The 21971-nt window shown below is 71.6% G+C and carries 21 protein-coding genes; 6 read left to right on the forward strand and 15 right to left on the reverse strand.

Translation table 11 applies throughout. The features are described from left to right. Nucleotides 1-53 precede the first annotated feature (53 nt). Nucleotides 54-923, forward strand: a complete 870-nt coding sequence (locus C4T42_RS03760; protein WP_042674654.1) for a 3'-5' exonuclease — start codon at nucleotides 54-56, stop codon at nucleotides 921-923. Between the two features lie 6 nt (nucleotides 924-929). On the opposite strand, the gene C4T42_RS03765 is transcribed toward C4T42_RS03760, so the two are convergent. Beyond that, nucleotides 930-1988, reverse strand: coding sequence for a GntG family PLP-dependent aldolase (locus tag C4T42_RS03765; RefSeq protein WP_103984723.1), 1059 nt, complete (start codon nucleotides 1986-1988; stop codon nucleotides 930-932). 15 nt (nucleotides 1989-2003) lie between these two features. Continuing rightward, on the reverse strand, nucleotides 2004-2888 hold the full coding sequence (locus C4T42_RS03770; protein ID WP_056522091.1) for an amino acid ABC transporter substrate-binding protein: 885 nt from the start codon (nucleotides 2886-2888) through the stop codon (nucleotides 2004-2006). Nucleotides 2889-3073: 185 nt separating this feature from the next. Here C4T42_RS03770 and C4T42_RS03775 point away from each other — a divergent pair, with 185 nt between their 5' ends. After that, a complete protein-coding gene (locus C4T42_RS03775; protein WP_244603160.1) occupies nucleotides 3074-4036 on the forward strand; it encodes a LysR substrate-binding domain-containing protein in 963 nt (320 codons plus the stop codon). On the opposite strand, the gene C4T42_RS03780 is transcribed toward C4T42_RS03775, so the two are convergent. Then, nucleotides 4006-6207, reverse strand: a complete 2202-nt coding sequence (locus C4T42_RS03780) for a 3-hydroxyacyl-CoA dehydrogenase NAD-binding domain-containing protein (RefSeq protein WP_103984725.1) — start codon at nucleotides 6205-6207, stop codon at nucleotides 4006-4008. The genes C4T42_RS03775 and C4T42_RS03780 overlap by 31 nt on opposite strands. A gap of 113 nt (nucleotides 6208-6320) precedes the next feature. Between C4T42_RS03780 and C4T42_RS03785 the strand changes: the two genes are divergently transcribed. Continuing rightward, nucleotides 6321-7100: an EAL domain-containing protein gene (locus C4T42_RS03785; RefSeq protein ID WP_020091385.1), complete on the forward strand. Its 780-nt coding sequence runs from the start codon at nucleotides 6321-6323 to the stop codon at nucleotides 7098-7100. Between the two features lie 30 nt (nucleotides 7101-7130). Here C4T42_RS03785 and C4T42_RS03790 read toward each other — a convergent pair whose 3' ends face one another. The 6 genes from C4T42_RS03790 to ccmA all read right to left on the reverse strand — a co-directional run bounded on the left by C4T42_RS03790 (nucleotide 7131) and on the right by ccmA (nucleotide 13121). Further along, nucleotides 7131-7646, reverse strand: a complete 516-nt coding sequence (locus C4T42_RS03790) for a hypothetical protein (protein ID WP_056522105.1) — start codon at nucleotides 7644-7646, stop codon at nucleotides 7131-7133. 120 nt (nucleotides 7647-7766) lie between these two features. After that, nucleotides 7767-8975 (reverse strand): acetyl-CoA C-acetyltransferase, encoded by a 1209-nt coding sequence (locus tag C4T42_RS03795; protein ID WP_026604659.1) that lies wholly within the window; start codon nucleotides 8973-8975, stop codon nucleotides 7767-7769. Nucleotides 8976-9254: 279 nt separating this feature from the next. Next, entirely contained in the window at nucleotides 9255-10751 is a 1497-nt protein-coding gene (gene dnaA / locus C4T42_RS03800; protein WP_020091382.1) for a chromosomal replication initiator protein DnaA, read from the reverse strand. Nucleotides 10752-11239: 488 nt separating this feature from the next. Continuing rightward, complete coding sequence (rpsT, locus tag C4T42_RS03805) at nucleotides 11240-11506, reverse strand: 30S ribosomal protein S20 (protein WP_103984726.1); 267 nt, start codon at nucleotides 11504-11506, stop codon at nucleotides 11240-11242. Nucleotides 11507-11817: 311 nt separating this feature from the next. Next, on the reverse strand, nucleotides 11818-12486 hold the full coding sequence (gene ccmB, locus C4T42_RS03810; protein ID WP_012322650.1) for a heme exporter protein CcmB: 669 nt from the start codon (nucleotides 12484-12486) through the stop codon (nucleotides 11818-11820). Beyond that, a complete protein-coding gene (ccmA, locus tag C4T42_RS03815; RefSeq protein ID WP_091980482.1) occupies nucleotides 12483-13121 on the reverse strand; it encodes a heme ABC exporter ATP-binding protein CcmA in 639 nt (212 codons plus the stop codon). Before ccmA ends, ccmB begins: the two co-directional genes overlap by 4 nt. Before the next feature lie 127 nt (nucleotides 13122-13248). Between ccmA and C4T42_RS03820 the strand changes: the two genes are divergently transcribed. After that, a complete protein-coding gene (locus tag C4T42_RS03820; protein ID WP_020091379.1) occupies nucleotides 13249-13434 on the forward strand; it encodes a hypothetical protein in 186 nt (61 codons plus the stop codon). Here C4T42_RS03820 and C4T42_RS03825 read toward each other — a convergent pair whose 3' ends face one another. After that, nucleotides 13435-14220 (reverse strand): RNA methyltransferase, encoded by a 786-nt coding sequence (locus C4T42_RS03825; protein ID WP_091980480.1) that lies wholly within the window; start codon nucleotides 14218-14220, stop codon nucleotides 13435-13437. Nucleotides 14221-14426: 206 nt separating this feature from the next. On the opposite strand from C4T42_RS03825, the gene C4T42_RS03830 reads away from it, so the two are divergent. After that, nucleotides 14427-15641: an NADP-dependent isocitrate dehydrogenase gene (locus C4T42_RS03830; RefSeq protein WP_020091377.1), complete on the forward strand. Its 1215-nt coding sequence runs from the start codon at nucleotides 14427-14429 to the stop codon at nucleotides 15639-15641. 78 nt (nucleotides 15642-15719) lie between these two features. Here C4T42_RS03830 and C4T42_RS03835 read toward each other — a convergent pair whose 3' ends face one another. From C4T42_RS03835 to C4T42_RS03845, 3 genes are all read right to left on the reverse strand, one after another. After that, a complete protein-coding gene (locus C4T42_RS03835) occupies nucleotides 15720-15899 on the reverse strand; it encodes a hypothetical protein (RefSeq protein ID WP_020091376.1) in 180 nt (59 codons plus the stop codon). 2 nt (nucleotides 15900-15901) lie between these two features. Further along, a complete protein-coding gene (locus tag C4T42_RS03840; RefSeq protein WP_026604656.1) occupies nucleotides 15902-16525 on the reverse strand; it encodes an acyl-homoserine-lactone synthase in 624 nt (207 codons plus the stop codon). A 175-nt stretch (nucleotides 16526-16700) separates the two neighbouring features. Continuing rightward, nucleotides 16701-17429 carry an autoinducer binding domain-containing protein gene (locus tag C4T42_RS03845; protein WP_020091374.1) on the reverse strand — a complete coding sequence of 243 codons (729 nt, stop codon included), beginning with the start codon at nucleotides 17427-17429 and terminating at the stop codon, nucleotides 16701-16703. A gap of 150 nt (nucleotides 17430-17579) precedes the next feature. Between C4T42_RS03845 and C4T42_RS03850 the strand changes: the two genes are divergently transcribed. Next, the gene (locus C4T42_RS03850) at nucleotides 17580-17810 is read left to right on the forward strand and encodes a hypothetical protein (protein WP_020091373.1); all 231 of its coding nucleotides are present in this window, start codon (nucleotides 17580-17582) and stop codon (nucleotides 17808-17810) included. A gap of 31 nt (nucleotides 17811-17841) precedes the next feature. Here C4T42_RS03850 and C4T42_RS03855 read toward each other — a convergent pair whose 3' ends face one another. Together C4T42_RS03855 and C4T42_RS03860 are read right to left on the reverse strand one after the other, a co-directional pair. Beyond that, nucleotides 17842-18279, reverse strand: coding sequence for a DUF3429 domain-containing protein (locus C4T42_RS03855; protein ID WP_020091372.1), 438 nt, complete (start codon nucleotides 18277-18279; stop codon nucleotides 17842-17844). 138 nt (nucleotides 18280-18417) lie between these two features. Further along, entirely contained in the window at nucleotides 18418-21687 is a 3270-nt protein-coding gene (locus C4T42_RS03860) for a tetratricopeptide repeat protein (RefSeq protein WP_020091371.1), read from the reverse strand. Nucleotides 21688-21971 lie beyond the last annotated feature (284 nt).

Raw genomic sequence — 21971 nt, forward strand, 5'->3', positions numbered from 1 at the left:
TAGACCTCTCGGGGAACACCCCGAGAACTTCCACCCGGCATGGTTGAACCGCGATGACGGTCCTGGCCCTCGACTTCGAGACGGCCAACGAGCGGCGTGACAGCGCCTGCGCGGTGGGTCTGGCCTGGATCGCCGACGGCCGCGTCGTGCGCCGCGCGAGCCACCTGATCCGGCCGCCCGAGATGCGCTTCGCACCGGGCAACATCCGCGTCCACGGAATCCTGCCGGCCGACGTCGCCGACAAGCCCGACTTCGCCGCCGTCATGGCGCCCTATCTCGGCGATCTCGGGCGGGGGCTGATCCTGGCGCACAACGCGAGCTTCGATATCGGAGTCCTGCGCGCCGGGCTGACACGGGCCGGCCTGCCGGTCCCCGATCTCGCCTATCTCTGCACGGTCCAGGTGGCACGCCGGGTCTTCCCGGCGCCGGAGGGCTGCGGGCTCGGCAAGGTCGCGCGGCGCCTCGGCATCCGCTTCGAGCACCACGACGCCGGCGAGGACGCCTTCGCCTGCGCGGAGATCGCGCTCGCCGCGATGCGCGAGCGGGCGGTCGCGGACGTGCACGCCCTCGCGGCCGCGCTCGGCCTCCCGGTCGCGCGGGCGGTCGGCGGTCCCGCCGTGCCGCGCCGCGTGCCGGGTGCGATCAGCGCCCGGGCCGTGGCAAGCTTCCCCGACGCGCCGGCGGCCCTGCGGTTCGCCATGCGCGGCTCGACCGGCAACCGCTACCACGTCAGCCTGGAGGAACGGCCGGGGGGCCCGGAGCTGCGCTGCACCTGCACGGCCGGCCGCTACGGCATGCGCTGCCGCCACGTGAAGGCGCTGGAGGTCGGCGACATCACCGACCTGCTCTCGGACAATGCCGGCGACGTCGTGTTCCTCGCCCGCATGCTCGGCGCGAAGACCCGGGTCGCGGGCGCGGCCTGACCGGGCTCAGGCCGCGTCGAGGCAGGCGCGGAAGGCCGCGACGGCGCGGTCGATGTCGGCCGCCGCGATGTGCCGGTGCGTGACGAGCCGCAGCCGCCGCGGGCCGAGCGTGCGCGTGCGGATGCCGGCCGCGTCGAGATCCGCGACCCAGCGCGCGCTGTCCCGCCCGGTCCGAGAGAGGTCGACCTGCACGATGTTGGTCTGCGGCAGGTTCGCCGCGAGGCGCGGCAGGGCGTTCAGCCCGGCGCTCAGCTGCCGGGCCCGGTCGTGGTCCTCGACGAGGCGCGCGCCCATGACGGTGATCGCCTCGAGGCCGGCGGCCGCCACGATCCCGACCTGCCGCTGCGTCCCGCCGATCATCTTCCGCAGGCGCCGTGCCGCCGCGATCACCGGTCCGTCGCCGGCGAGCACGGCGCCGACCGGGGCGCTGAGGCCCTTCGAGAGGCATAGAGACACGGTGTCGACATGGGCCGCGAGGTCCGCCGGCGCGACCCCGAGATGGGTGGCGGCATTGAACAGGCGGGCCCCGTCGAGATGGACCTTAATGCCGCGCGCGCGGGCGATCTGCGCCACCGCGGCCATGTGGTCCGGCGGCAGCACGGTGCCGCCGGCGGCGTTGTGCGAGGTCTCCAGCGCGATCATGGCCGTGCGCAGCGGGCTCGCGCCGGGCCGGAGGGCGTCCTCGAGCCGGTCGAGGTCCATGGCACCGTCGGTCCCGGCGATCCCGTCCAAGAACGCCCCGGTCAGGGTGGCGGCCCCGCGCTCGGTGTGAAGCATGTGGGCCTGGGCCTCGAGCAGGACCTGCTCGCTGCGCTGAACCTGGGCCAGGATCGCCAGCAGGTTGCCCATCGTGCAGCTCGGCACGAACAGGGCCGCCGCCTTGCCGAGCATCGCGGCGGCGGTCTCCTCCAGCGCGCGGGCGGTCGGGTCGGCGTCGAGCCCGTCGTCGCCCAGCGGCGCCGACCGCATCCGGGCGTACATCGCCTCGGTCGGACGGGTGACGGTGTCGCTCCGCAGGTCGACCGCGGACGGCGCGTCCGTGGCTTCGCCGTGATCGTCTCGCATGTCGGTCTCGCCGCCCTACCGGTAGGCCGCCTCGTCGCCGGAATCGGTCGGGTTGGCGAGCGCCCGCTTGAGCACGTCGCTCATCGGCAACTCCAAGTTGATACCCTTCGGCGGGATCGGCTGCTCGAAATACTTGCCGTAGAGCCGCGCCACGGTCCCGTCCTGGATCAGCTCGACCACCGCCTTGTCGACCGCAGCCTTGAAGGCCGCGTCGTCCTTCGGCTCCAGGATCCCGTAGGGCGCGAATTCCAGGCCCTTGGTGCCGATCTTGTAATCCGCCGGCCGCTTGGCGCCCGCCACCGTGGCGTGGGCCAGGGCATCGTCGTTGATGGCGCCTGCCGCGCGGCCGGTCTCCACGAGCAGGAACACCTCGGCGGTGTCCTTGGCTGGCATCACCTGGATGTCGAGCTTGTCGCGGACGTTGATCCGGGTGGCGACGCGCTGGGTCTCGCCGCCGGCCTGGGCCGAGATGGCCTTGCCGCGGAACGACGCGATGTCGTCGACATCCACCGGCGTGTCCTTCTTGGCCACCAGCACCACCTGCGCCACGAAGGTTGTCGGCGCGAACGAGACCAGCTTGTGCCGCTCGGGCAGGTTGCTGGCGGTGCCGCATTCCAGGTCGATCGTGCCGTTGTTGATCAGCGGGATCCGGGTCGCCGACATCACCGGCACGTGGCGCACCTCGAGCTTGGGCAGGCCGAGCGCGGCCTTGAGCTTCTGCGCGACGTGTTCGCATATCTCCAGCGAATAGCCGACCGGCTTGGCGTTCTGGTCGAGGAAGCCGAAGGGCGGCGACGCGTCCGGGAAGCCGAGGCTGATCTGTCCGGTCGCGCGGATCTTGTCGAGGCGTCCCTCGGCGACCGACGGCGCGGCGAGGCCGGCCCAGCACAGAGTGGCCAACAGAAGCGGCAGCGTCCTCGACACGATCCGAACCCCCTCGCTATGTCTGAACCGGCGCAGCGCCCGGCCGCCCCGACGGGGAGTCGGCCCGAAGCTTTGCCGACCGATCCTAGGAGCGGCCGCGCGCGGGCGTCCAATGCCGATTCACCTGCCGAGCATACGGATCTGATATGGCCGAGCGGCGCATGACCTTCCGGCACATCGAGGCCTTCCGGGCCGTGGTGGCCACCGGGTCGATGACCGAGGCGAGCCGCCGGCTCCACACCTCGCAGCCTCAGGTCAGCCGGCTGATCGCGCAGCTGGAGGCGATCACCGGCCTGCCCCTGTTCGACCGGAGCGGGAGCCGGGTCGTGCCCTCCCTCGACGGGACGCGGTTCCACGCGGAGGTCGAGCGCGCCTTCGTGGGCCTCACGAGCCTGGAATCGGCGGCCGCGCGCATCCGCGCCTTCGGGGCGGAGCGCCTGCGGGTGGCGGCGATGCCGCGACTGGCGGGCGGGCTCCTCGCGCGCGCGGTCGTCCGCTTCCGGGCCGCGCATCCGGACGTGATCGTGGCGATCCATTCCGGCGACGACGAGACCGTGAACCACTGGCTCGCCACCGGCTCCTGCGACGCCGCGCTGACGATGCTGTACGGCGACGCCCCGGAGGCGCGCGCCGAGCATGTCGAGACGCGCGCCTGCGTCGCCGTCCTGCCGCAGGACCACGCCCTCGCCGCGCGGGAATCTCTCGCGCCCGTGGATTTTCAGGGCGTGCCCTTCGTCGCCGCGTCGCTCGGGAGCGCCCTGCGCGACCGGACCGAGGCCGTCTTCGAGGCCGCCGGCATCGGCCTGACCATCACCGCCGAGGCCGGCCTCGGCGCCTCGATCTGCACCCTCGTCTCGGCCGGGCTCGGGGTCAGCGTGATGAACCCCCTGGCCGCCCACGAGGAGGCGAAGGTCTCGCCGATCGCGATCCGGCCCTTCGCCCCCGCCCTCCCGGTGCATTTCGCGCTGCTCTTCCCCCCGGACCACGCCCGGGGGCGGCTGATGCGGGCCTTCGGTGCCTGCGCGCGCACGGTCCTGCTGGAGGAGCTCGCCCAGCTGCCGGACGCCGCGAGCGGGCGTCCGGCCGACGTCGCTCAGGCGGCGCGCTTCTCGGCGCCGGCGTAGAAGGTGCCCCCGCGCTCGGCCATGGCGGCCAGGTTGTCGGGCACGTGGAAACGGGGCCCGTGCTTGGCCTCGAGCGTCCGCGCGAGGTCGACGAAGGCCGCCGCGCCCATGAAGTCGATGTACGACAGGGCCCCCCCGGTGAACGGCGCGAAGCCGAAGCCGAGGATCGAGCCGACATCGGCCTCGCGCGGATCGGTGACCACGCCCTCGCCGACCGTGCGAGCGGCCTCCAGCGCCTGGACCACCAGGAGCCGCTGCTTCAGCTCGGTGAAATCGACGGCGTCGGGGTCGAGGCGGTTCGGCTGCAGGTCCTTCAGGCCGGGCCAGAGACGCTTCGGCGCGCCCTCGGGATAGTCGTAGAAGCCCTTGCGGTTCTTGCGGCCGAGCCGGCCCTGGTTCTCGACCATCTCGGCGAGGATCGCCTTCTGCGCCGGGTCGACGGCGCCCTGCCCGACCTGCGCCTCGGTGGCCTTGGCGATCTTGAGCACGAGGTCGAGGGCGACCTCGTCGTTGAGCGACAGCGGCCCGACCGGCATGCCCGCCTGGCGGCCGGCGCTCTCGATCATCGCCGGCGGCACGCCCTCGAAGAGCATCTTGTGGCCTTCGAGGATGTAGGCGCCGACGCAGCGGTTGGCGAAGAAGCCGCGGGCGTCGTTGACGACGATCGGGGTCTTCTTGATCAGCCGCACGTAGTCGAGGGCGGCGGCGAGCGCCGCGTCCCCGGTCGCCTCGCCCTTGATGATCTCGACGAGCATCATCTTCTCCACGGGCGAGAAGAAATGGATCCCGACGAACTGCGCGGGCCGCTGCGAGGCCTTGGCCAGCCCGGTGATCGGCAGGGTCGAGGTGTTGGACGCGAAGATCGCGTCGGGGCGGATCACCGCCTCGACCTTCTGGATCACCTCGGCCTTCACCCGCGGATCCTCGAAGACGGCCTCGATCACGAGGTCGCACTCCGCGAGGGCGCCGTAATCCGCCGTGGCCTGGATCCGGCCGAGCAGCGCCTCCCGGTCGGCGGTCTTGGCGCGGCCCTTGTTGATCTGGCCGGTGATGAGCGTGTGGGCGTAGGCCTTGCCCTTCTCGGCCGCCTCGACCGACTGGTCGACCAGCACCACCTCGATCCCGGCCTGGGCGGTGACGTAGGCCACGCCCGCGCCCATGAAGCCGGCGCCGATCACGCCGACCTTGCGCAGGTTCGTGGCCGGCACGTCCTTCGGACGGCGCGCGCCCTTGTTCAGCTCGCCCATGGAGATGAACAGCGTGCGGATCATCGCCGCCGCCTCGGTCGAGCGCAGGATATGCGCGAAGTACCGGCTCTCGACCCGCAGGGCGAGGTCCATCGGCAGCTGAAGGCCCTCGTAGACGGAGGCCAGGATCGCCTTGGCAGCCGGGTAGTTGTCGTGGGTCTCGCGCCGGTAGATGGCGTTGGCCGGCGGCCAGATCATCATGCCGGCGGGCGAGTAGACCTTGCCGGACGGCGCTTTGAACTTCGGCACATCCCAGGGCGCCACAGCCGAGCCGCCCTCGCGGATCCAGGCCTTGGCGCGCTCCACGATCTCGGCCTGCGGCGCCACCGCGTGGATCAGCCCCATGCCCTTGGCCATGGGCGCGCGGATCTGCTCGCCCTTGAACAGCATCTGCAGGGCGTCGCCGGTCTGCATCAGGCGGGCGACCCGCTGCGTGCCGCCGCCGCCCGGGAACAGCCCGACCTTGATCTCCGGCAGGCCGACCCGGGTCTTCCCGTCGTCCGAGGCGACCCGGTGGTGGCACGACAGCGCCAGCTCGAAGGCGCCGCCCAGGCACAGGCCCTGGATCGCCGCCGCGAAAGGCTTGCCGCAGGTCTCCAGCCGCCGGAACAGCAGCGACAGGCGTCGGGAGGCCTCGAAGAAGTGGCGCATCGCCACTTCCTCGCCCTGCTCGGCCTTCAGCTGCTCGTAGGCCCGGCCCAGGCCCTGGAGCATGGTGAGATCGGCGCCGCCGGAGAAATTGTCCTTCCCGGTGGCGATGACGCAGCCCTTGATCGCCGGGTCGGACGCGACCTGCTCGATGATCTGCTGGAGCTGGTCCATCACACCTTCGGTGATCACGTTCATCGAGCGGCCGGGCATGTCCCAGGTCGCCAGAGCGACGCCGTCGGGATCGGTCTCGAAGCGGAAATCGGTCAGCGTCACGGTGCCGTCCTCCCTGGGTTCCGCCGACGATCCGCCGGCGCATTTGCGTTAAGGTTGTGTTGAGCGCGTCCGGCCATTGTCTGCCGGCCGGGGTCACTCACCGAAAGCCGCACATGACGAAGGATTCCGGCTGCCGCGCCTGTCGCGCCGGCACCAAGCTCGACTTCGACTTCACGATGGCGTTCCAGCCGATCCTCGACCTCGCGGACGGCAGCGTCTGGGCCTACGAGGCGCTGGTGCGCGGCCCGAAGGGTGAGCCGGCCTACACGATCCTCGACCGGGTGACCGACGAGACCCGCTACCAGTTCGACCAGGCCGCCCGCGTCAAGGCGATCGAGCTCGCCGGCACGCTGTTTCCCCGCGACAGCGCCACCCGGCTGTCCATCAACTTCATGCCCAACGCGGTCTACGAGCCGAACGCCTGCATCCGCGCGTCGCTCGAGGCGGCGCGGCGCATCGACTTCGCACACCGGCGGATCATGTTCGAGTTCACCGAGCAGGAGCGCTTCCGGGACATCGATCACGTCAAGGGCATCGTCGCCGCCTACCGGAAGCAGGGGTTCCTGACGGCGCTCGACGATTTCGGCGCCGGCTTCGCGGGCCTGAGCCTGCTCGCCAATTTCCGCCCCGACCTGATCAAGATCGACATGGACGTGCTGCGCGGTCTCGACAGCGATGCCGGGCGCTACGCCATCGTCTCGGGCGTGGTCGCCATCGCCCGAGCCCTCGACGTGGCGGTGCTCGCCGAGGGCGTGGAGACCGCGGCGGAGCTCGACGCCCTGCGCAGCATCGGGATCACGCTCGTCCAGGGCTACCACTTCGCCAAGCCCCTCCTGGAGGGGCTGCCCCCGGTCGCGGGCTTCACCCCCATGGTGGCCGCGCGCGCGGCCTGACACCCGACCGACGCGCGCGGCGCTCATCGCCTACTTCGGCGCCGGGGCCGGAGCCGCGGCCGGCGGAACCGTCGGCGCCGGCGGGGCGCCGGGCTTCGGTCCGTTGTCGGTCGCCGCGGCCACCGCCAGCATGTTGAGCAGCTTGGTGACGGAGTTCTGCGAGATCGCCGTCACCGACGAGTTCGGATCGGCGTTCATCGTCTGGAACTTGAGGTAGGTCGGGTCCGAGTAGATCTCGTCGAGGTGCTTGAGCTCGGCGAGGCTGAACTTCTCGGCGTAGTCCTTCGAGAGCCCCTGGACCATGAGGGTCCGCTGCTTCTCGAACTCGTCCAGCAGCTCCTTGCGCACGGCCTCGGCGCGGGCCTCCGGCATCGGCGCCACGGTCTTCTCGAGGGCGACGTTGAACCCGGTCTGGAGGTTCTTGATCAGGGTCTTGTTGACGAGGTTGGTGGCCGCGGCGACGCGGTCCGCCGCGTCATCGGCGCGAGCGGCCACCGGCAGGCTCAGGGTGACGCCCAGACAGAGCGTCGCAATCAGGCGGTTCAAGGGCTTGTCTCCCGTTGTTTTATCGTCCGGACCACGAAAGGGCCGAGCGTCGCCCGCGCCTCTAGCAGCGTTCCCGGACTTTGGGGAGCGGCGCGGCGCCGCTCCCGGGCGCGCGGGGGTTCACACCCGCTCGATGATGGTCGCGGTGCCCATGCCGGCGCCGATGCACAGCGTGACCAGCGCGCGCTCTTTCCCGGTCCGCTCCAGCTCGTCGAGCGCGGTTCCGAGGATCATCGCGCCGGTGGCGCCGAGCGGGTGGCCGAGGGCGATGGCCCCGCCATTCACGTTGACCGCCTCCGGGTCTAGGTCAAAGGCCTGGCAGAAGCGCAGGACCACGGCCGCGAAGGCCTCGTTGACCTCGAACAGGTCGATGTCCGAGAGGCTCAGGCCCGACTTCGCCAGGACCTTGCGGGTGACGTCCACCGGCCCGGTGAGCATCAGGGCCGGGTCGGACCCGATATTGGCGAAGGCGCGGATCCGGCCGCGCGGGCGCAGGCCCGCAGCCTCGCCGGCAGCGCGGGAACCGATCAGCACGGCGGCGGCGCCGTCGACGATGCCGGAGGAGTTGCCGGCGTGGTGGACGTGCTCGACGCTCTCCACGTCCGGATGCGCGTCCGTCGCGACGGCGTCGAAGCCGCCCATCTGGCCCATCTGCACGAACGAGGCCTTCAGCGCGGCGAGCGACTGCATGTCGGTGCCTGGACGCATGTGCTCGTCGCGGTCGAGCAGCGTGATGCCGTTCACGTCGCGGACCGGAACCACCGAGCGGTCGAACAGCCCCTCACCCCAGGATTTCGCGGCGCGCTCCTGGGAGCGGACCGCGTAGGCGTCGCAATCGTCCCGTGTGAAGCCGTACTTGGTGGCGATCAGGTCGGCCGAGACGCCCTGCGGCATGAAGTAGGACTTGATGGCGATCGCCGGGTCGACCGGCCAGGCGCCGCCCGAGGCGCCGATGCCGATGCGGCTCATCGATTCGACGCCGCCGCCCACCGCCATCTCGTGCTGGCCGCTCATGACCTGCGCGGCGGCGAAGTTCACCGCGTCGAGGCCGGAGGCGCAGAAGCGGTTGATCTGCACGCCCGGCACGTGCGCGCCGTAATCCGCCACGAGGGCGGCGGCGCGGGCGATGTCGCCCCCCGCCTCGCCCACCGGATCGACGCAGCCCAGCACCACGTCGTCGACGAGGCCGGTATCGAGTCCGTTGCGGTCCTTGAGGGCGCGGAGCGCCGTCTCGGCAAGCCGCAGGGCGGTGACTTCGTGGAGGGAGCCGTCCGCCTTGCCGCGCCCGCGCGGCGTGCGAACGTGGTCGTAGATGAAGGCGTCCGTCATCAGCACTCCCCCGGGGCGTCGATCTTCGCCGGTCGGCGACGCGGCCTTACAGGGCCGTCTCGGTTCGCGCCAGTCTGCCACGGCGCGCGCGCCCTCGGCCAGCCCCGATAGCGGGGAGCCGGCGAAGGGCGCGTGACAGCGGGGGTGGTTTGGTCGTGCTCGTCCGGGCTCGGCCAGATCAGCCGGGTGCCCGGCCGTCCCCGCGCCCGCCCGGATCGAACCTGCTCCTGAAAGAGCAAACTCAGCCCGGACGCGATGCGGGAAATCTCGCGCGTTCGACTAGTCCTGAAGCATCCGCTTCAGCAGCTCGACCTCGTCGCCGAGCACCGAATCTTCGCCGATCTGCTTCTCGATCTTGCGCACGGCGTGCAGCACCGTGGTGTGGTCGCGGCCTCCGAAGCGGCGGCCGATCTCCGGCAGCGAGCGCAGCGTCAGGACCTTCGACAGGTACATGGCGATCTGACGCGGCTTCACCACCGCGGCGGTGCGCCGTTCCGACAGGATGTCGGACCGCGAGACGTTGTAGCGCGAGGCGACCAGCTTCTGGATGTCCTCGATCTTGATCCGCTTCGGCTCGCGGTTCTTCACGAGGTCGCGGATCGCGCTCTCGGCCGTCTCCATCGTCACGGCGGTGCCGGTGAGCGTGGCGTGGGCCAGCAGGCGGTTGACCGCGCCCTCGAGGTCGCGGCCGTTGGCGGTGATCGCGCGGGCCACGTAGGCCGCCACCTGCGGTGAGACGTCGAAGCCCGGATGCGCAGCCCGCACGGCGGCGAGGCGTGCCGACAGGATCGAGACGCGCAAAGCCTCGTCGAGGGCCGTGATCTCGACCACGAGGCCGCCGCCGAGCCGCGAGCGCACCCGCTCGTCCAGGGCCTCGAGTTCGGTCGGGGGCCGGTCGGAGGCGACCACGACCTGACGGCCGGCATCGATGAGCGCGTTGATCGTGTGGCCGAACTCGGCCTGAATCGACTTGCCCTGGATGAACTGGACGTCGTCCAGGATCAGCAGGTCGATGCCCCGCAGCCGCTCCTTGTAGGCAAGCGCCGACTGGGTCTTCAGGGCGTTGACGAAGCCGTACATGAAGCGGTCGGCGGTCAGGTAGATCACCCGGCGGCCGGCCTCGCGGGCGGCGTGGCCGATCCCGTGCAGCAGGTGGGTCTTGCCCAGCCCGACGCCCGCGTGGAGGTAGAGCGGGTTGTAGAGCGCGCCCTCCCCCTGGTGATTGGCGACCCGCTCGGCGGCGGCGTGCGCCAGCGCATTCGAGCGCCCGATCACGAAGCTCGCGAAGGTCAGCCGCGCGTCGAGCGGCGTGCCGCTCAGGTCACCGCCGGCCTCGGCGCCGCGCGCCTCGGGCGTCGGCGCGACCGCGGCGACCGGCATCGGCGCGCTGGTCGCGTGGAGGCGGGCGAGCGGGCCGCTGACCGGGCCTGCCTTCGCGGCTCCGACGGCGACCGGACGGACCGGGGCCCCGGTCCCGCGCACGCCGACCTCGATCCGCGCGATCTCCTCGACCTCGGCCTTGAAGGTGTTGAGCACGCGGTCGAGGTAGTGCGACTCGATCCAGCTCTTGAGGAAGCGGGTCGGGACCGTCAGGCGGGCGGTTCCGCCGGCCACGGCCTCAAGCTCCAGCCGGGCGAACCAGCTGGCGAACACGTCCTCGCCGAGTTCGGCCCGCAGCCGGCGCTTCACCCGGGCCCAGGCAGACCCATAATCCGTGTTGCCGCCGCCGTTGCGGCCCCCGTCGTCGTCGCTCGCCACCGTTCCGTCGACACGCATCACTGGCTCTCCCGACGCTGCCCACGGAATCCCGCAGGCGGCGCGTACGCACGAATTACGCCCTCAGCGTCCCGCAAGAACGGGCGGGACAGAGTCCTCTGGACGGAGTCAACCCCACCGCGAGGAACTTTTGCCGATTGGGAGAGCCTATCAACAATTACCTACGGTTCCTTTAACAGTGGGACTTGTGGGGACGGCGCCGATTCCCATTCGCAAGTGTTCCCGCGGGAGCTGAACACGGCGGCTAGAGTCTTGGCGAATCAGATCGATTCGCTGGAGTCCCGAAATCGTCGTGTTTTGCTTGCCCGGTGTCAGTTTCTGTTAAGCTACACGCCGTTTCCGGGAACCGCAATCGTGCCGATTCTTGGATAGGGTTAACGCTTTCGACTCATGCGCCGCCGGCAGCGCGCAGCCCGATCCGGACAGCGCGCACGAAAAAGCCCGGCGCGAAGGCCGGGCTCAAGACCGTCTCGGTTGTGCGTGGCGTCTTAGGCGGCGAGCGCCTTAACGCGGGCGGCGAGGCGCGAGACCTTCCGCGAGGCATTGTTCTTGTGAACGATGCCGTGCTGTGCAGCGCGCATCATCTCGGGCTCGGCGGCGCGGAGGGCGGCCAGCGCGTCCTGCTGGTTACCGATGGCGATGGCCTCCTCGACCTTGCGGACGAAGGTCCGCATGCGCGAGCGGCGCGAGCGGTTGATCGCCGTGCGCTTGGCGATCTTGCGGGTCATCTTCTTGGCCGAAGCGGTGTTGGCCATGTACGTCCTCGTGTTTCTCGTCGGGCGATGCCGACGGGCCGGCTGTGCCGGAAATCGGTCGTCGCGTCAGGTTGTCTGGCGATGGCCGAGACGCAACGCGCGCGAAAGCGCGGCCCCTCGGCGAAGCGGCTTCTATAGTCAGGGGGGCGCCGCGCGTCAACGCGCTCGGGGGCGAAACCGGATCGCGGGCCTCGGCCTCAGTCCGGGCGCCGGGACGCATCCGGCAGGCTTCTTTGAAGACGTCGGATCACGGGAGGCCGCATCGCCGCGACGATGACGGGCGCCGGCCGGCTCTCGCAGGAGCGTTCCGGCTATTCGGGCCAGCGCAGGGCCGCCGCCGCCGCCAGCGTCCCGACCACGGCGGCGATCAGCGTCAGCGCCGCCAGCACCGCCAGCGGCACGAGGAACGGCACCGTGCCGCCGCTCGCCGCCTGCGCGGCCGAGACGCCGAAGATCAGCGTCGGGATCATCAGCGGCAGGACCAGAACGGCCAGGATCAGGCCGCCCCGGCGAATCGAGGCGGTGAGCGCCGCGCCCACCGCGCCGATGAAGCTCAGGGCCGGGGTGCCGGCGAGCAGCGTCAGGGACGTCGCGCCCATGGCGGTGCCGTCGAGGGCCACCAGCAGCCCGAAGAGCGGCGCGGCCAGGGCGAGCGGCAGGCCCGTGGTCAGCCAGTGCGCCGCGACCTTGCCGAGCACCACAAGCTCGAGGGGCACCGGCGCGGCGGTCATCAGGTCGAGGGAGCCGTCTTCCTCGTCGGCCTGGAACAGGCGGTCGAGGCCGATCAGCGTCGCCAGAACGGCGGCGAGCCACAGGATCGCCGGGCCGATCCGCGACAGCAGGTTGAGATCGGGCCCGAGGGCGAAGGGCACCAGCGCGACGATCATCAGGAAGAAGACCAGCGACAGGGCGCCGGAACCGCCGACCCGGCCGGCGAGGCGCAGGTCGCGGGCGATGAGGGCGAGGACCGCGCGAATCACGCCCACTCCTCCAGCGCGTCCGCGACCGGTGCCGCGGCCGCGGTCTCGATGCGCAGCTCCGCCGCCCCGGCGAGGCCGAGGGACTGGTGGGTGGCGGCGATCACGAGGCCACCGCCGGCCCGATGGCCCTCCATCAGCGCGGCGAGCACCGCCTGCGAGGCCGTGTCAAGGGCGGCGGTCGGCTCGTCCAGGAGCCAGAGCGGGCGGGCGCAGACGAGGAGCCGCGCCAGGGCCACGCGCCGCCGCTGGCCCGCCGAGAGATAGGCCACCGGGAGGTCGTGCGCGTGGCCGAGGCCGAGCCGCTCCAGCGCGGCGCGCGGGTTCAGGCGCGGCGCGCCCAGGAGCCGCTGGGCGAACAGGAGGTTCTCTCCCGCCGTGAGCGAACTCTTCAGCCCGTCGCGGTGGCCGACCGCGTGGAGGCACTCGGGCAGGCTCGCCTCGCCGACGTCGGAGACGTCGACCCGCCCGGCATCGGCCCGCAGCCGGCCCGACAGGATGGCGAGGAGGCTCGACTTGCCCGCGCCGTTCCGCCCGGTGATCGCCAGGGCGTCGCCGGGTCCGAGGGCGAAGGACAGGTTGGCGAAGATGCGGCGGCCGGAGCGGCGGCAGGCCAGATTGTCCACGCTGAGCCGCACCCGATACCCCGCCCTCGTCCCGCCACCGCGCGGCCGCTCGGCCAATCGCCGACTCCATGCCCGATTGCGCCGCGGAACGGAACCGCACGGCCCAGCTGCGCTTTCGTTCTGCAACGGAGGATTGCCCATGGCCGAGGCGAGAAACCCGAGCGAGACCGAGGTCGCCGCGACGCCCGACGCGGTGGCCGGACGCGCCAAGGTCGAGGCGCGCATGGCGCAGTGCACCCCCGAGGAGCAGACGGCGTTCTGGGAGGCGGTCGGCCGCTGCTTCGGCGGCGGCAAGCCGCCGGAGATGAAGCCGGCCTCCGGCTGATCAGCCGCCCTTCCGCGCCAGGGCCCGCAGCGCCCCGCGAAACGTCCGCACATCCTGCTCGGTCAGGCACATGCGGTGAAGCATGTCGCGCATGTTGCGGGCGATGATCTCCTTCTTCTCCGGCGGGTAGAAGCCGGCCCCGTCGAGCGCCGCCTCCAGGCTTCCGAACAGCGCGATGAGCGCCTCGCGGGTCGCCGGCGGCGACAGGAGTTCGCCCGTGAAGGGCAGGCGCGCCCGGCCGCTCGCCTGCCGCCACGCGTAGCCGACCAGCAGCACCGCCTGGGCGAGGTTGAGCGAGGGAAAGTCCGGGGAGACCGGGAAAGTGACGATCGCGTCGGCGAGCGACACCTCGTCGTTGGTGAGGCCGACCCGCTCGCGGCCGAACATCACCGCGGTGCGCTGGCCCTCGCGGGCCGCGAGCTCGCCCATGGCCTCCTCGGGCGCGAAGACCCGCTTCATCTGCCCGCGCTCCCGCGCCGTGGTCGCCAGCACGTACCGGCAGTCGGCGATGGCCTCGGCGACGCTGCCGTAGATCGTGGCCGCGTCCAGGACGTGCGTCGCGCCCGAGGCCGCCTCGCGGACGCCCTTCTTGGGCCAGCCGTTCTTCGGGTTGACGAGGCGCAGCTCCGACAGGCCGAAATTCGCCATGGCACGGGCGGTCATGCCGATATTCTCGGCGAGTTGCGGCTCCACCAGGATCACCGCGGGGGCGATCCCGGGCGGCAGTTCGGTGACCTTCCTCGGGGAAACCTCGGGGGCGTCGCCCTGTGCGTCTCGGCTCGTCATGGCGGCCGTCTGGCACGGCGGGCCCGCGCCCGTCGAGGGCCGAGTGACGATGCCGCCCGGATGACAGCGCCCGCCTTCCGTCGCCGGAAGGGCCGCGCTATGTCGCGGGGCGATTCCGGCCCGGGGCGCCCGTCAGGCCACCCGGGACAACGACCGCACGGCCCTTGCATGCCGTGCGCGGGGACAACGCGGGAAGGCATCGGTCCATGGCGAAGATCAAGGTAGCGAACCCCGTCGTCGAGCTCGACGGCGACGAGATGACCCGGATCATCTGGGCCGAGATCAAGAACAAGCTCATCCACCCCTATCTCGACGTCGATCTCGAGTATTACGACCTCGGCGTCGAGCACCGCGACGCCACCAACGACAAGGTCACGGTCGACGCCGCCGAGGCGATCAAGCGCCACGGCGTCGGCGTGAAGTGCGCCACCATCACCCCCGACGAGCAGCGGGTGCAGGAGTTCGGCCTCAAGGAGATGTGGCGCTCGCCCAACGGCACGATCCGCAACATCCTGGGCGGCGTGATCTTCCGCGAGCCGATCATCTGCAAGAACGTGCCCCGCCTGGTGCCCGGCTGGACCCAGCCCTTCGTGATCGGCCGCCACGCCTACGGCGACCAGTACCGCGCCACGGACTTCAAGGTGCCCGGCAAGGGCCGCCTGACCATCAAGTTCGAGGGCGATGACGGCACGGTCATCGAGAAGGAGGTGTTCAAGTTCCCCGAGGCCGGCGTCGCGATGTCGATGTACAACCTCGACCAGTCGATCATCGACTTCGCCCGCGCCTCGATGAACTACGGCCTCGCGCGCAAGTACCCGGTCTACCTGTCGACCAAGAACACGATCCTCAAGGCCTATGACGGCCGGTTCAAGGACCTGTTCCAGAAGGTCTACGAGGAGGAGTTCGAGTCGAAGTTCAAGCCGCTCGGCATCACCTACGAGCACCGCCTGATCGACGACATGGTGGCCTCCTGCTTGAAGTGGTCGGGCGGATACGTCTGGGCCTGCAAGAACTACGACGGCGACGTGCAGTCCGACACGGCCGCGCAGGGCTTCGGATCCCTCGGCCTGATGACCTCCGTGCTGATGACGCCGGACGGCCGGACCGTCGAGGCCGAGGCCGCGCACGGCACCGTCACCCGCCACTACCGCGAGCACCAGAAGGGCCGCGAGACCTCGACCAACTCGATCGCGTCGATCTTCGCCTGGACCCGGGGCCTGTCGCACCGCGCCAAGCTCGACGGCAACGACGATCTGGCGAAGTTCTCCGCGACCTTGGAGAAGGTCTGCGTCGACACGGTCGAGGCCGGCCACATGACCAAGGACCTCGCCCTCCTCGTCGGACCGGACCAGAAGTGGCTCTCGACCACCGGCTTCCTCGACAAGGTTGACCAGAACCTGAAGACCGCGATGGGCGCCTGAGGCTCCAGCCTCGACGCGAAAAGCGGCGGGCGCCCTCCGGGACGGCCGCCGCTTTCACATCCGCGTGCCGCCGGCGCCTCAGGCGCCGCTCGCCTGGTCCTGCGGACCCGTCTGGGCGAGGGCCCGGGCGACCTCGAGAAGCAGGAGGTCGATGGCGGCCCGCATCAGCGGATCGCCGACCGAGTCGATGAGTTCGCGAACCCGCAGGCACTGCGCGGCGAGCGCGTCCAGCGCGGTATCCTTGCTGTCGAAGATCATGTTCAGGCCACCAGGTAAGCGGGTTCGGAGACGAGGACCGAGCGACTGTCGCCGCGGACGGCGCGGAGCTTGGCCAGGGTGCGGGCGTCGAACCGGGCGGTCGCGGCCATGATCTCCTCGCCGGCGATCTGGACGGGCAGGCCGAGCGGCTGCGGGCGGAAATGCAGCTGGATGACGTGGATCATGTAGAGGGTCGGCATCTGCAGCAGCAGGCTGTTGACCCCGTGGGCGAGGCCCCACTCCACGATCCCGGTGAGCAGCGCGATCGAGACCGGATTGACGACGCGGCCCTTGGCCCGGTGCGAGCGAGCGACGCCCTGGCGGGTCCACTCCCAGATCTGGGGGCCGACTGGCCGCTCGCCCTCGCAGAGCTGCGGCAGGACGTCCGACAGGAGATGCGGGCGCGTGGTCGGCAGGAGCCGGCTGTAGCCGACGACGGTGTCGTCCTCCATGGCGAGGAAGTGGATCGCGTGCGGCGTGTCGAACTGGTCGATCTCGCGGCCGTCCGGCCTGGCCAGCTCGCTCCAACCCTTCTCGGCGACGAAGATGTCGTGGCGCAGGCGCCAGGCCTGCTCCATCGCGTCGGCGTAGCGATCCGCGTTGGCGGGGGTGACGATGTGGATCACGAGCAAACCTCACGTTGGTCTGGCGTGAGTTTTCGTCGTTTCACCGGGGGCTGTGTACTACGAGAAACCGTAGGGTCCGCGAGCGCAGCCGGCAGCGGCGCCAAGGACTTGCCGCGGTGCGAACCGCGTTCACCGATGCCGGGCCGCGGAATGTGCGGACTGCGTGGCGCGTTCTCTAGGTTATCAGACCCGCTCGGAGCGCCTGCGCCACGGTGTGGGCGCGGTTGACGGTGTCGAGCTTCGCCCGGGCCGAGCGCAGATGGTAGTCGACGCCGGCGGCAGTGATGCCCATGACGATGCCGATCTCGACGTCGGTCTTGCCCTCCGCCGCCCATTGCAGGGTCTCGCGCTCCCGCGGCGAGAGGCGCACCGGCGCGCGCCCAGCCGGCCGGCTGTTCATCAGCAGCAGCTGACCGACCGCGTAGGTCGCGACGAGGTTGAGGGCGACGCGCTCGGCCGGATCGATCTCGATCCGCTCCCCCGAGACGCTGATCCCGCCCGGCTCGCCGTCGAGGGTCACGAACGGGATCGTGATGCCCGCGCGTATGCCGAAATCGCCGGCCTCGTTCATGACGCGCCCGGCCGTCGGGGTATCCGGCAGCACGGCGCTCCAGTCGAACGGCGTCGCCGTGGTGCACAGCCGCCGGACCGTGGGGTCGTGGAGCGCGTAGCCCTGCGTCACGTACCGGCGGGCCCAGCCCTCCGGCATGGTGCTCGCGAGCACGAACCCGGCGTGCCGCCGCTTCGGCAGGCCGGGTTCCGGGACGATCCCGGCCATGATGTACGAGACCCCGTAGCGGGTGAAGGCGTCGACCAGGAGCCGCGCGATCTCGTCGGGCGATGCGGCCCGTTCCAGATCGCGCAACACGCTGAAGGTCCTGTCGAGGTGCTTCGAATGCGGCATGCCCTAGCTCGAAATTGATGCACGCACTGCGACAAATGATGAGTCGAACGCAACCTGAGGATGGCATCGCCGCCGCTGAAAGGCTAGGGTAGCCGCGGAAAGCTCTGCCGTTTGAATCGGTCCAGCGGGCGGAGTGCGAGTTTCAACGGTATGACTGACGACGCGACCCCGCCGACGACGCGCTGGCTACTGGAACGGATCGCAGCCACGCTGAATGTTTGTCCGACCTATTTCCTCCAGACGGAGCGGCCCGACGAGACCGCGGCGGACCAGGACGCGCGCGACTGCGCGGAGGTCGCCGCGCTGTTCCAGGCGATCAAGTCGCCGGCGCGGCGCACCGCCGTCCTGAACCTGCTGCGCGAGATGAGCCGCGAGACCTGACGGCGCGTGCCGCACGCCCGCCGCTCCGCGGTCAGGCCGCCACGAGGAGCGCGGCCCCGGCGACGCCCGAGAGGACCAAGCGCAGGCGGCCGAGCCAGAGGGGCGTGAGCCCGCGGCGGGGCAGATCCTGATCGATGAGGCCCCAGGCGAGCACGAGGCCGCCGAGGATGCGCAGGTCCCACGGTGCGGGGGCGGCCATCGCGGCCCAGGCGACCAGGGATGGCACGATGGCCACGAGATAATCGCCGTTGCCGCCATTGCGCGCCGCGGCGGCGCCCCAGCGGATCCCGCCGAGGAACGAGGCGATCACGGCGCCGTAGGCCGACAGGATGGTGCGCGGCGACAGGCCGATGCTGCTCAGGCCGCCGTCCGTGCCCGACACCGCAAGGGCAGCGAAGCCCAGGAACGGGATGAGTCCGGCCACGCCGAGAACGATTGCGCCGATCGGGACAGAGTTCCGGTGCGCCATCCATCCTCCGGGCATCGGCAAGGGTTGGCGACCCGCGCGATCCGACCCCGGTCCGACGCCGCCCTGCCGCAGCGTTCCCGCATCGCGGCGTGGCGGTCAAGGTCGGACCCGCGGCCGGGCCGCGGGCCCGCAGCGGCGTCAGCTCCGGCGCGGCGGCGCCGTGAACGGGACAGCGCCGGGCATCGGCGCGCCGAGGAGGGACATCGGCGCGCTCGCCGGCATCTTCGGCGCGGGCGGCTCGTTGACCGCCGCGTCGATCTTTCGCGGCTTGAAGTTCGCCGCGAGGCTCTTGGCGCTGGCGAGATCGGCGGGGCTGAGCTTGTTGGCCACGTCGTCGCGCTTCTTGCCGGCATCGTCGTCGCCTTGGCTCGCGGCGGCGGAGAACCACGCGTAGGACTGGATCAGGTCCTGCGTCAGGCCGAGGCCGCGCGCGTAGAGGACGCCGAGATTGTACTGGCTGTCGCGGACGCCGAACTCGGCGCCCTGCCGGAACCACGAGGCCGCGGAGGCGAAATCCGGCTTGCCGTTGGCGGCCGGGTTCTCGGCGTAGAGCACCGCCAGATTGTGCATGGAACGGGCGTGGCCCTGCTCGGCGGCGCGGCCGTACCAGAGCTTCGCCTTGTCGAGGTCGCGGACGACGCCCGAACCCTTCTCGTAATGGCCCGCGACCTTGTACTGGGCGGGCGCGTAGCCGGCCGCGGCCAGCTTCTCGAAGAGCTTGGCGGCGATCGACAGATCGCGCGGCATGCCGCGGCCATCGGCCTCCCGCGTGGCGAGGTCCCAGATCGACGCGCCGTCACCGTCGAGGGCGGCGAGCTTCACCTTCGCCAGCGCCGGCGGCAGGTTGCCGAACTCGGCCTGCAGGCTGTTCATCCCCGAGACCTGCGGCACCGCCGCCTTGGCATTGGGCCGGGCGTCCGGGGGAACGGAGTTGGGCAGAGACTGGGTCGTCGTCGGATCAGCCGGCGCCGGCTTCGACTCCGCGCTCTCTTTGGCGGCGTCCTTCGAAGCGTCCTTCGAAGCGTCCTTGGAGACGTCCGCATTGTCCTTCTGGACCTCCGCGGCATCGCCGCGGGACGGCGCGACCTGGCTCGTCGGAGCCGCCGGCCGCGGCTCGTCCGCGCCGCGCATGGTGATCGCCTGGAGCGCGCCGAGAGCCAGCACGATGGCCGCGAGGCCGAGCAGCAGCGGCCGGCGCCGGCGATCGATCTCGGCGCGCAACCGTCCGAGGCGGCCGGTCGCTGCCCCCTGGAGAGCGGCGACCCGGTCACTCCGGGCTTCCCGGCGCTCGGCGGGCGCCTCGGTGGCCAGCTCCGCCTGGGCAGCCTGGGCCGCCCGGCGCGCGGCCGCGATGAAGCTGGTCTTGATGTCGGTCTCGGACTTGGAGTCGGCCGCGGATCGCGCGGCGACGACGTCGCCGAGGCGCTCCTGCGCGGCCCGGCGGGCGGAGGGCTCGCGGGCCGCGCGCGGCTCGCGCGGCGGCCGGCCGCTGCCGGGCTCCAGAAGGTCGTCGGCGAGGCGGGATGCCTCGGCATTGTCGCGCCGCGACCTTGCGCGCGCCTCGACGGGCGCGAGGGCCACATCCGGGCTCGTAGACGACATCAGGCGCTCGTCGAGGGACGGCCCCCGCGCCGGGACGGTCTCGGCGGGCCCGAGCCGGACGAGGAGCCGCTCCAGGGCCGACTGAACCCCGTCGAGGGTCGCGCCGAGGCGCTGATCGGAGGCCACCTGCCGGGCCTGCATGTCCGCGAGGCTGGCGCGCAGGAGGCCGATCTCGCCCGACTCGGCGGCACCGAGGCCGGATGTCTGCAGGCTCTGCGCGACGGCGTTGCGGGCGGCGCGCTCCATCGCGGCCTCGCTCGGCGCCGATTCCCGGAGCGCCGTGACCTGCCGCAGCAGGTCGCTCATCGTGCGCTCCAGCCCGGCCAGCGCCGGATCGGCGCTGTGCGGCGCGTCGAGGCGGCCGGCCAGCGAGACCACCTGCCGCTCCAGGGCGTCGAGGCCCTCGTGCTCGGACCTGGTGCCGACCTGATCGACCTTGTCGGCGAGGCTGCGGAGCATGGCGTGGATGGAGGCCATGTCGCCCGAGCGGGCCACGTTCACGTCGCCGGTGCGCTCGGACCAGTCGTCCCGCGCGCAGAGCACGTCGACCTTCTCGGCGAGTGCCTGGATCTGCTCCGCCAGCGCCGCCGGCGCGGCGATCTTCACGTCGCTGCGGATCTCCTCCAGGATCGGCCGGAGGTCCGGGCCTGCGGCCGTCCGCTGCAGCTGGGCGATCTGCGCGCTCACCGCCTGCAGGCTCTGCGCGAGACCCTGGATGCGCTCCGGGCCGGCGAGCGCGGCGATCTGACGGCGGATCTCCTCGAGTTCGGCGAACAGGCCTGCGAGGGTCCGGTCGTCCGGACCGGCGGCGCCGGTCGCGGCGGCGGTGTCGAGGCGCTCGGCGAGGCGCCGGACGTCCTCCGCGACGCGGCTGTGGACGTTCTCGGCCACCTCCTCGGCGAGGCGCTCGACCTGGGCCCGGACCTGCTCGATCGGCACCGCGATGGCGGTGAGATCGGTCCCCGCCTGGGCGCGCTCGATGCCGCTCGCTAGGGTGACGACGGCCTGCTCGAGGGCGCCGATGTCCCGGCTCGTCGCGAGCTGGTTGATCGCCTCCCGCAGGCGCGTGGTCTCCTCCTGAAGCTCGATCAGGGCGGTCGACGGGGCGACGCCCTCCTCGATCCGCGCCTCCAGACGGCGGGCGAGGTCCAGGCGCATGCTGGCGACGACGCCGCCATCGGCCGCGGACGCGGCGAGCGCCGGCTCGGCGCCCTGTGCCAGCTCGCGCTGGCGCTGGCGGATGTCCTGGACGGCGCTGCGGATGTCGGCGGCGGCGGGACGCGGGCGACGGCCGGGCGGCCGGGTCGCGGCGACCTGCTCGCCGAGCTGCGACATGCGGCGCTCGATGTCGCCGAGCCGCTCGGTGACCTGCTGGACGGGGGCCGACTTCAGGGCGCGCTCGATGCGGGCCTCGATCTCCGCGAGGCGGCGCGCCTCGGCGTCCTGGGCGGCGCGCCGCTCGTGGTCGAGGGCGCGGTCGAGACCGTCGAGGCGGTCCATCAGAGCGGCGATACCGTCGCCATAGCCCTCGGCGCGCGGCGCTGTCCCGTGGGCCCGCTGGTCGGGCGAGGCCGGCGGGAGGGCGCGCTCGGCCGAGGCCTCCGGCCGGTTGCCGCCGAGGGCGAGCTGCTCGGCGCGGTGGCGCCGCCGGTGCCGGCGATTTCCCTGACCGGCCGATTGCTGCTGCGGCACCACCGACGCGATCCAGGTCTCGAGCGGGACCCCGGCCCGCGCCGCCACGTCGCGGGCCGCGTCGAGCACCTCGGGATCGAAACTGTCGAGCTGCGGCATCGCGTTGCGGGTCATCGGTGGCCTGTCGTCGGCAGCGTTCGGCGTCCGTTTCCTCGGCGCAGAGCGGGACCGGAATTCGGTATCCACGGACGCACGCGTCGGATCGTTCGAGCGTGACCATTAACTTTCTTGGTAAACACGAAGTTAAGGTTTGATGGGCCCGGTAATGGCCGCGACCACGCGGCTGCTGAGGAACGGCCGCGCCTGTCGCGCTCCGGGCGGGCGAAGCCGTTGCTCCGGGAGCGGCGCGGCGTTTACATGCGGCCAACGCGGCGGGCCGTTCCGAGAGGCCCGCACCA

It is taken from the genome of Methylobacterium sp. 190mf (assembly GCF_900107945.1).
Lineage (GTDB): Bacteria > Pseudomonadota > Alphaproteobacteria > Rhizobiales > Beijerinckiaceae > Methylobacterium.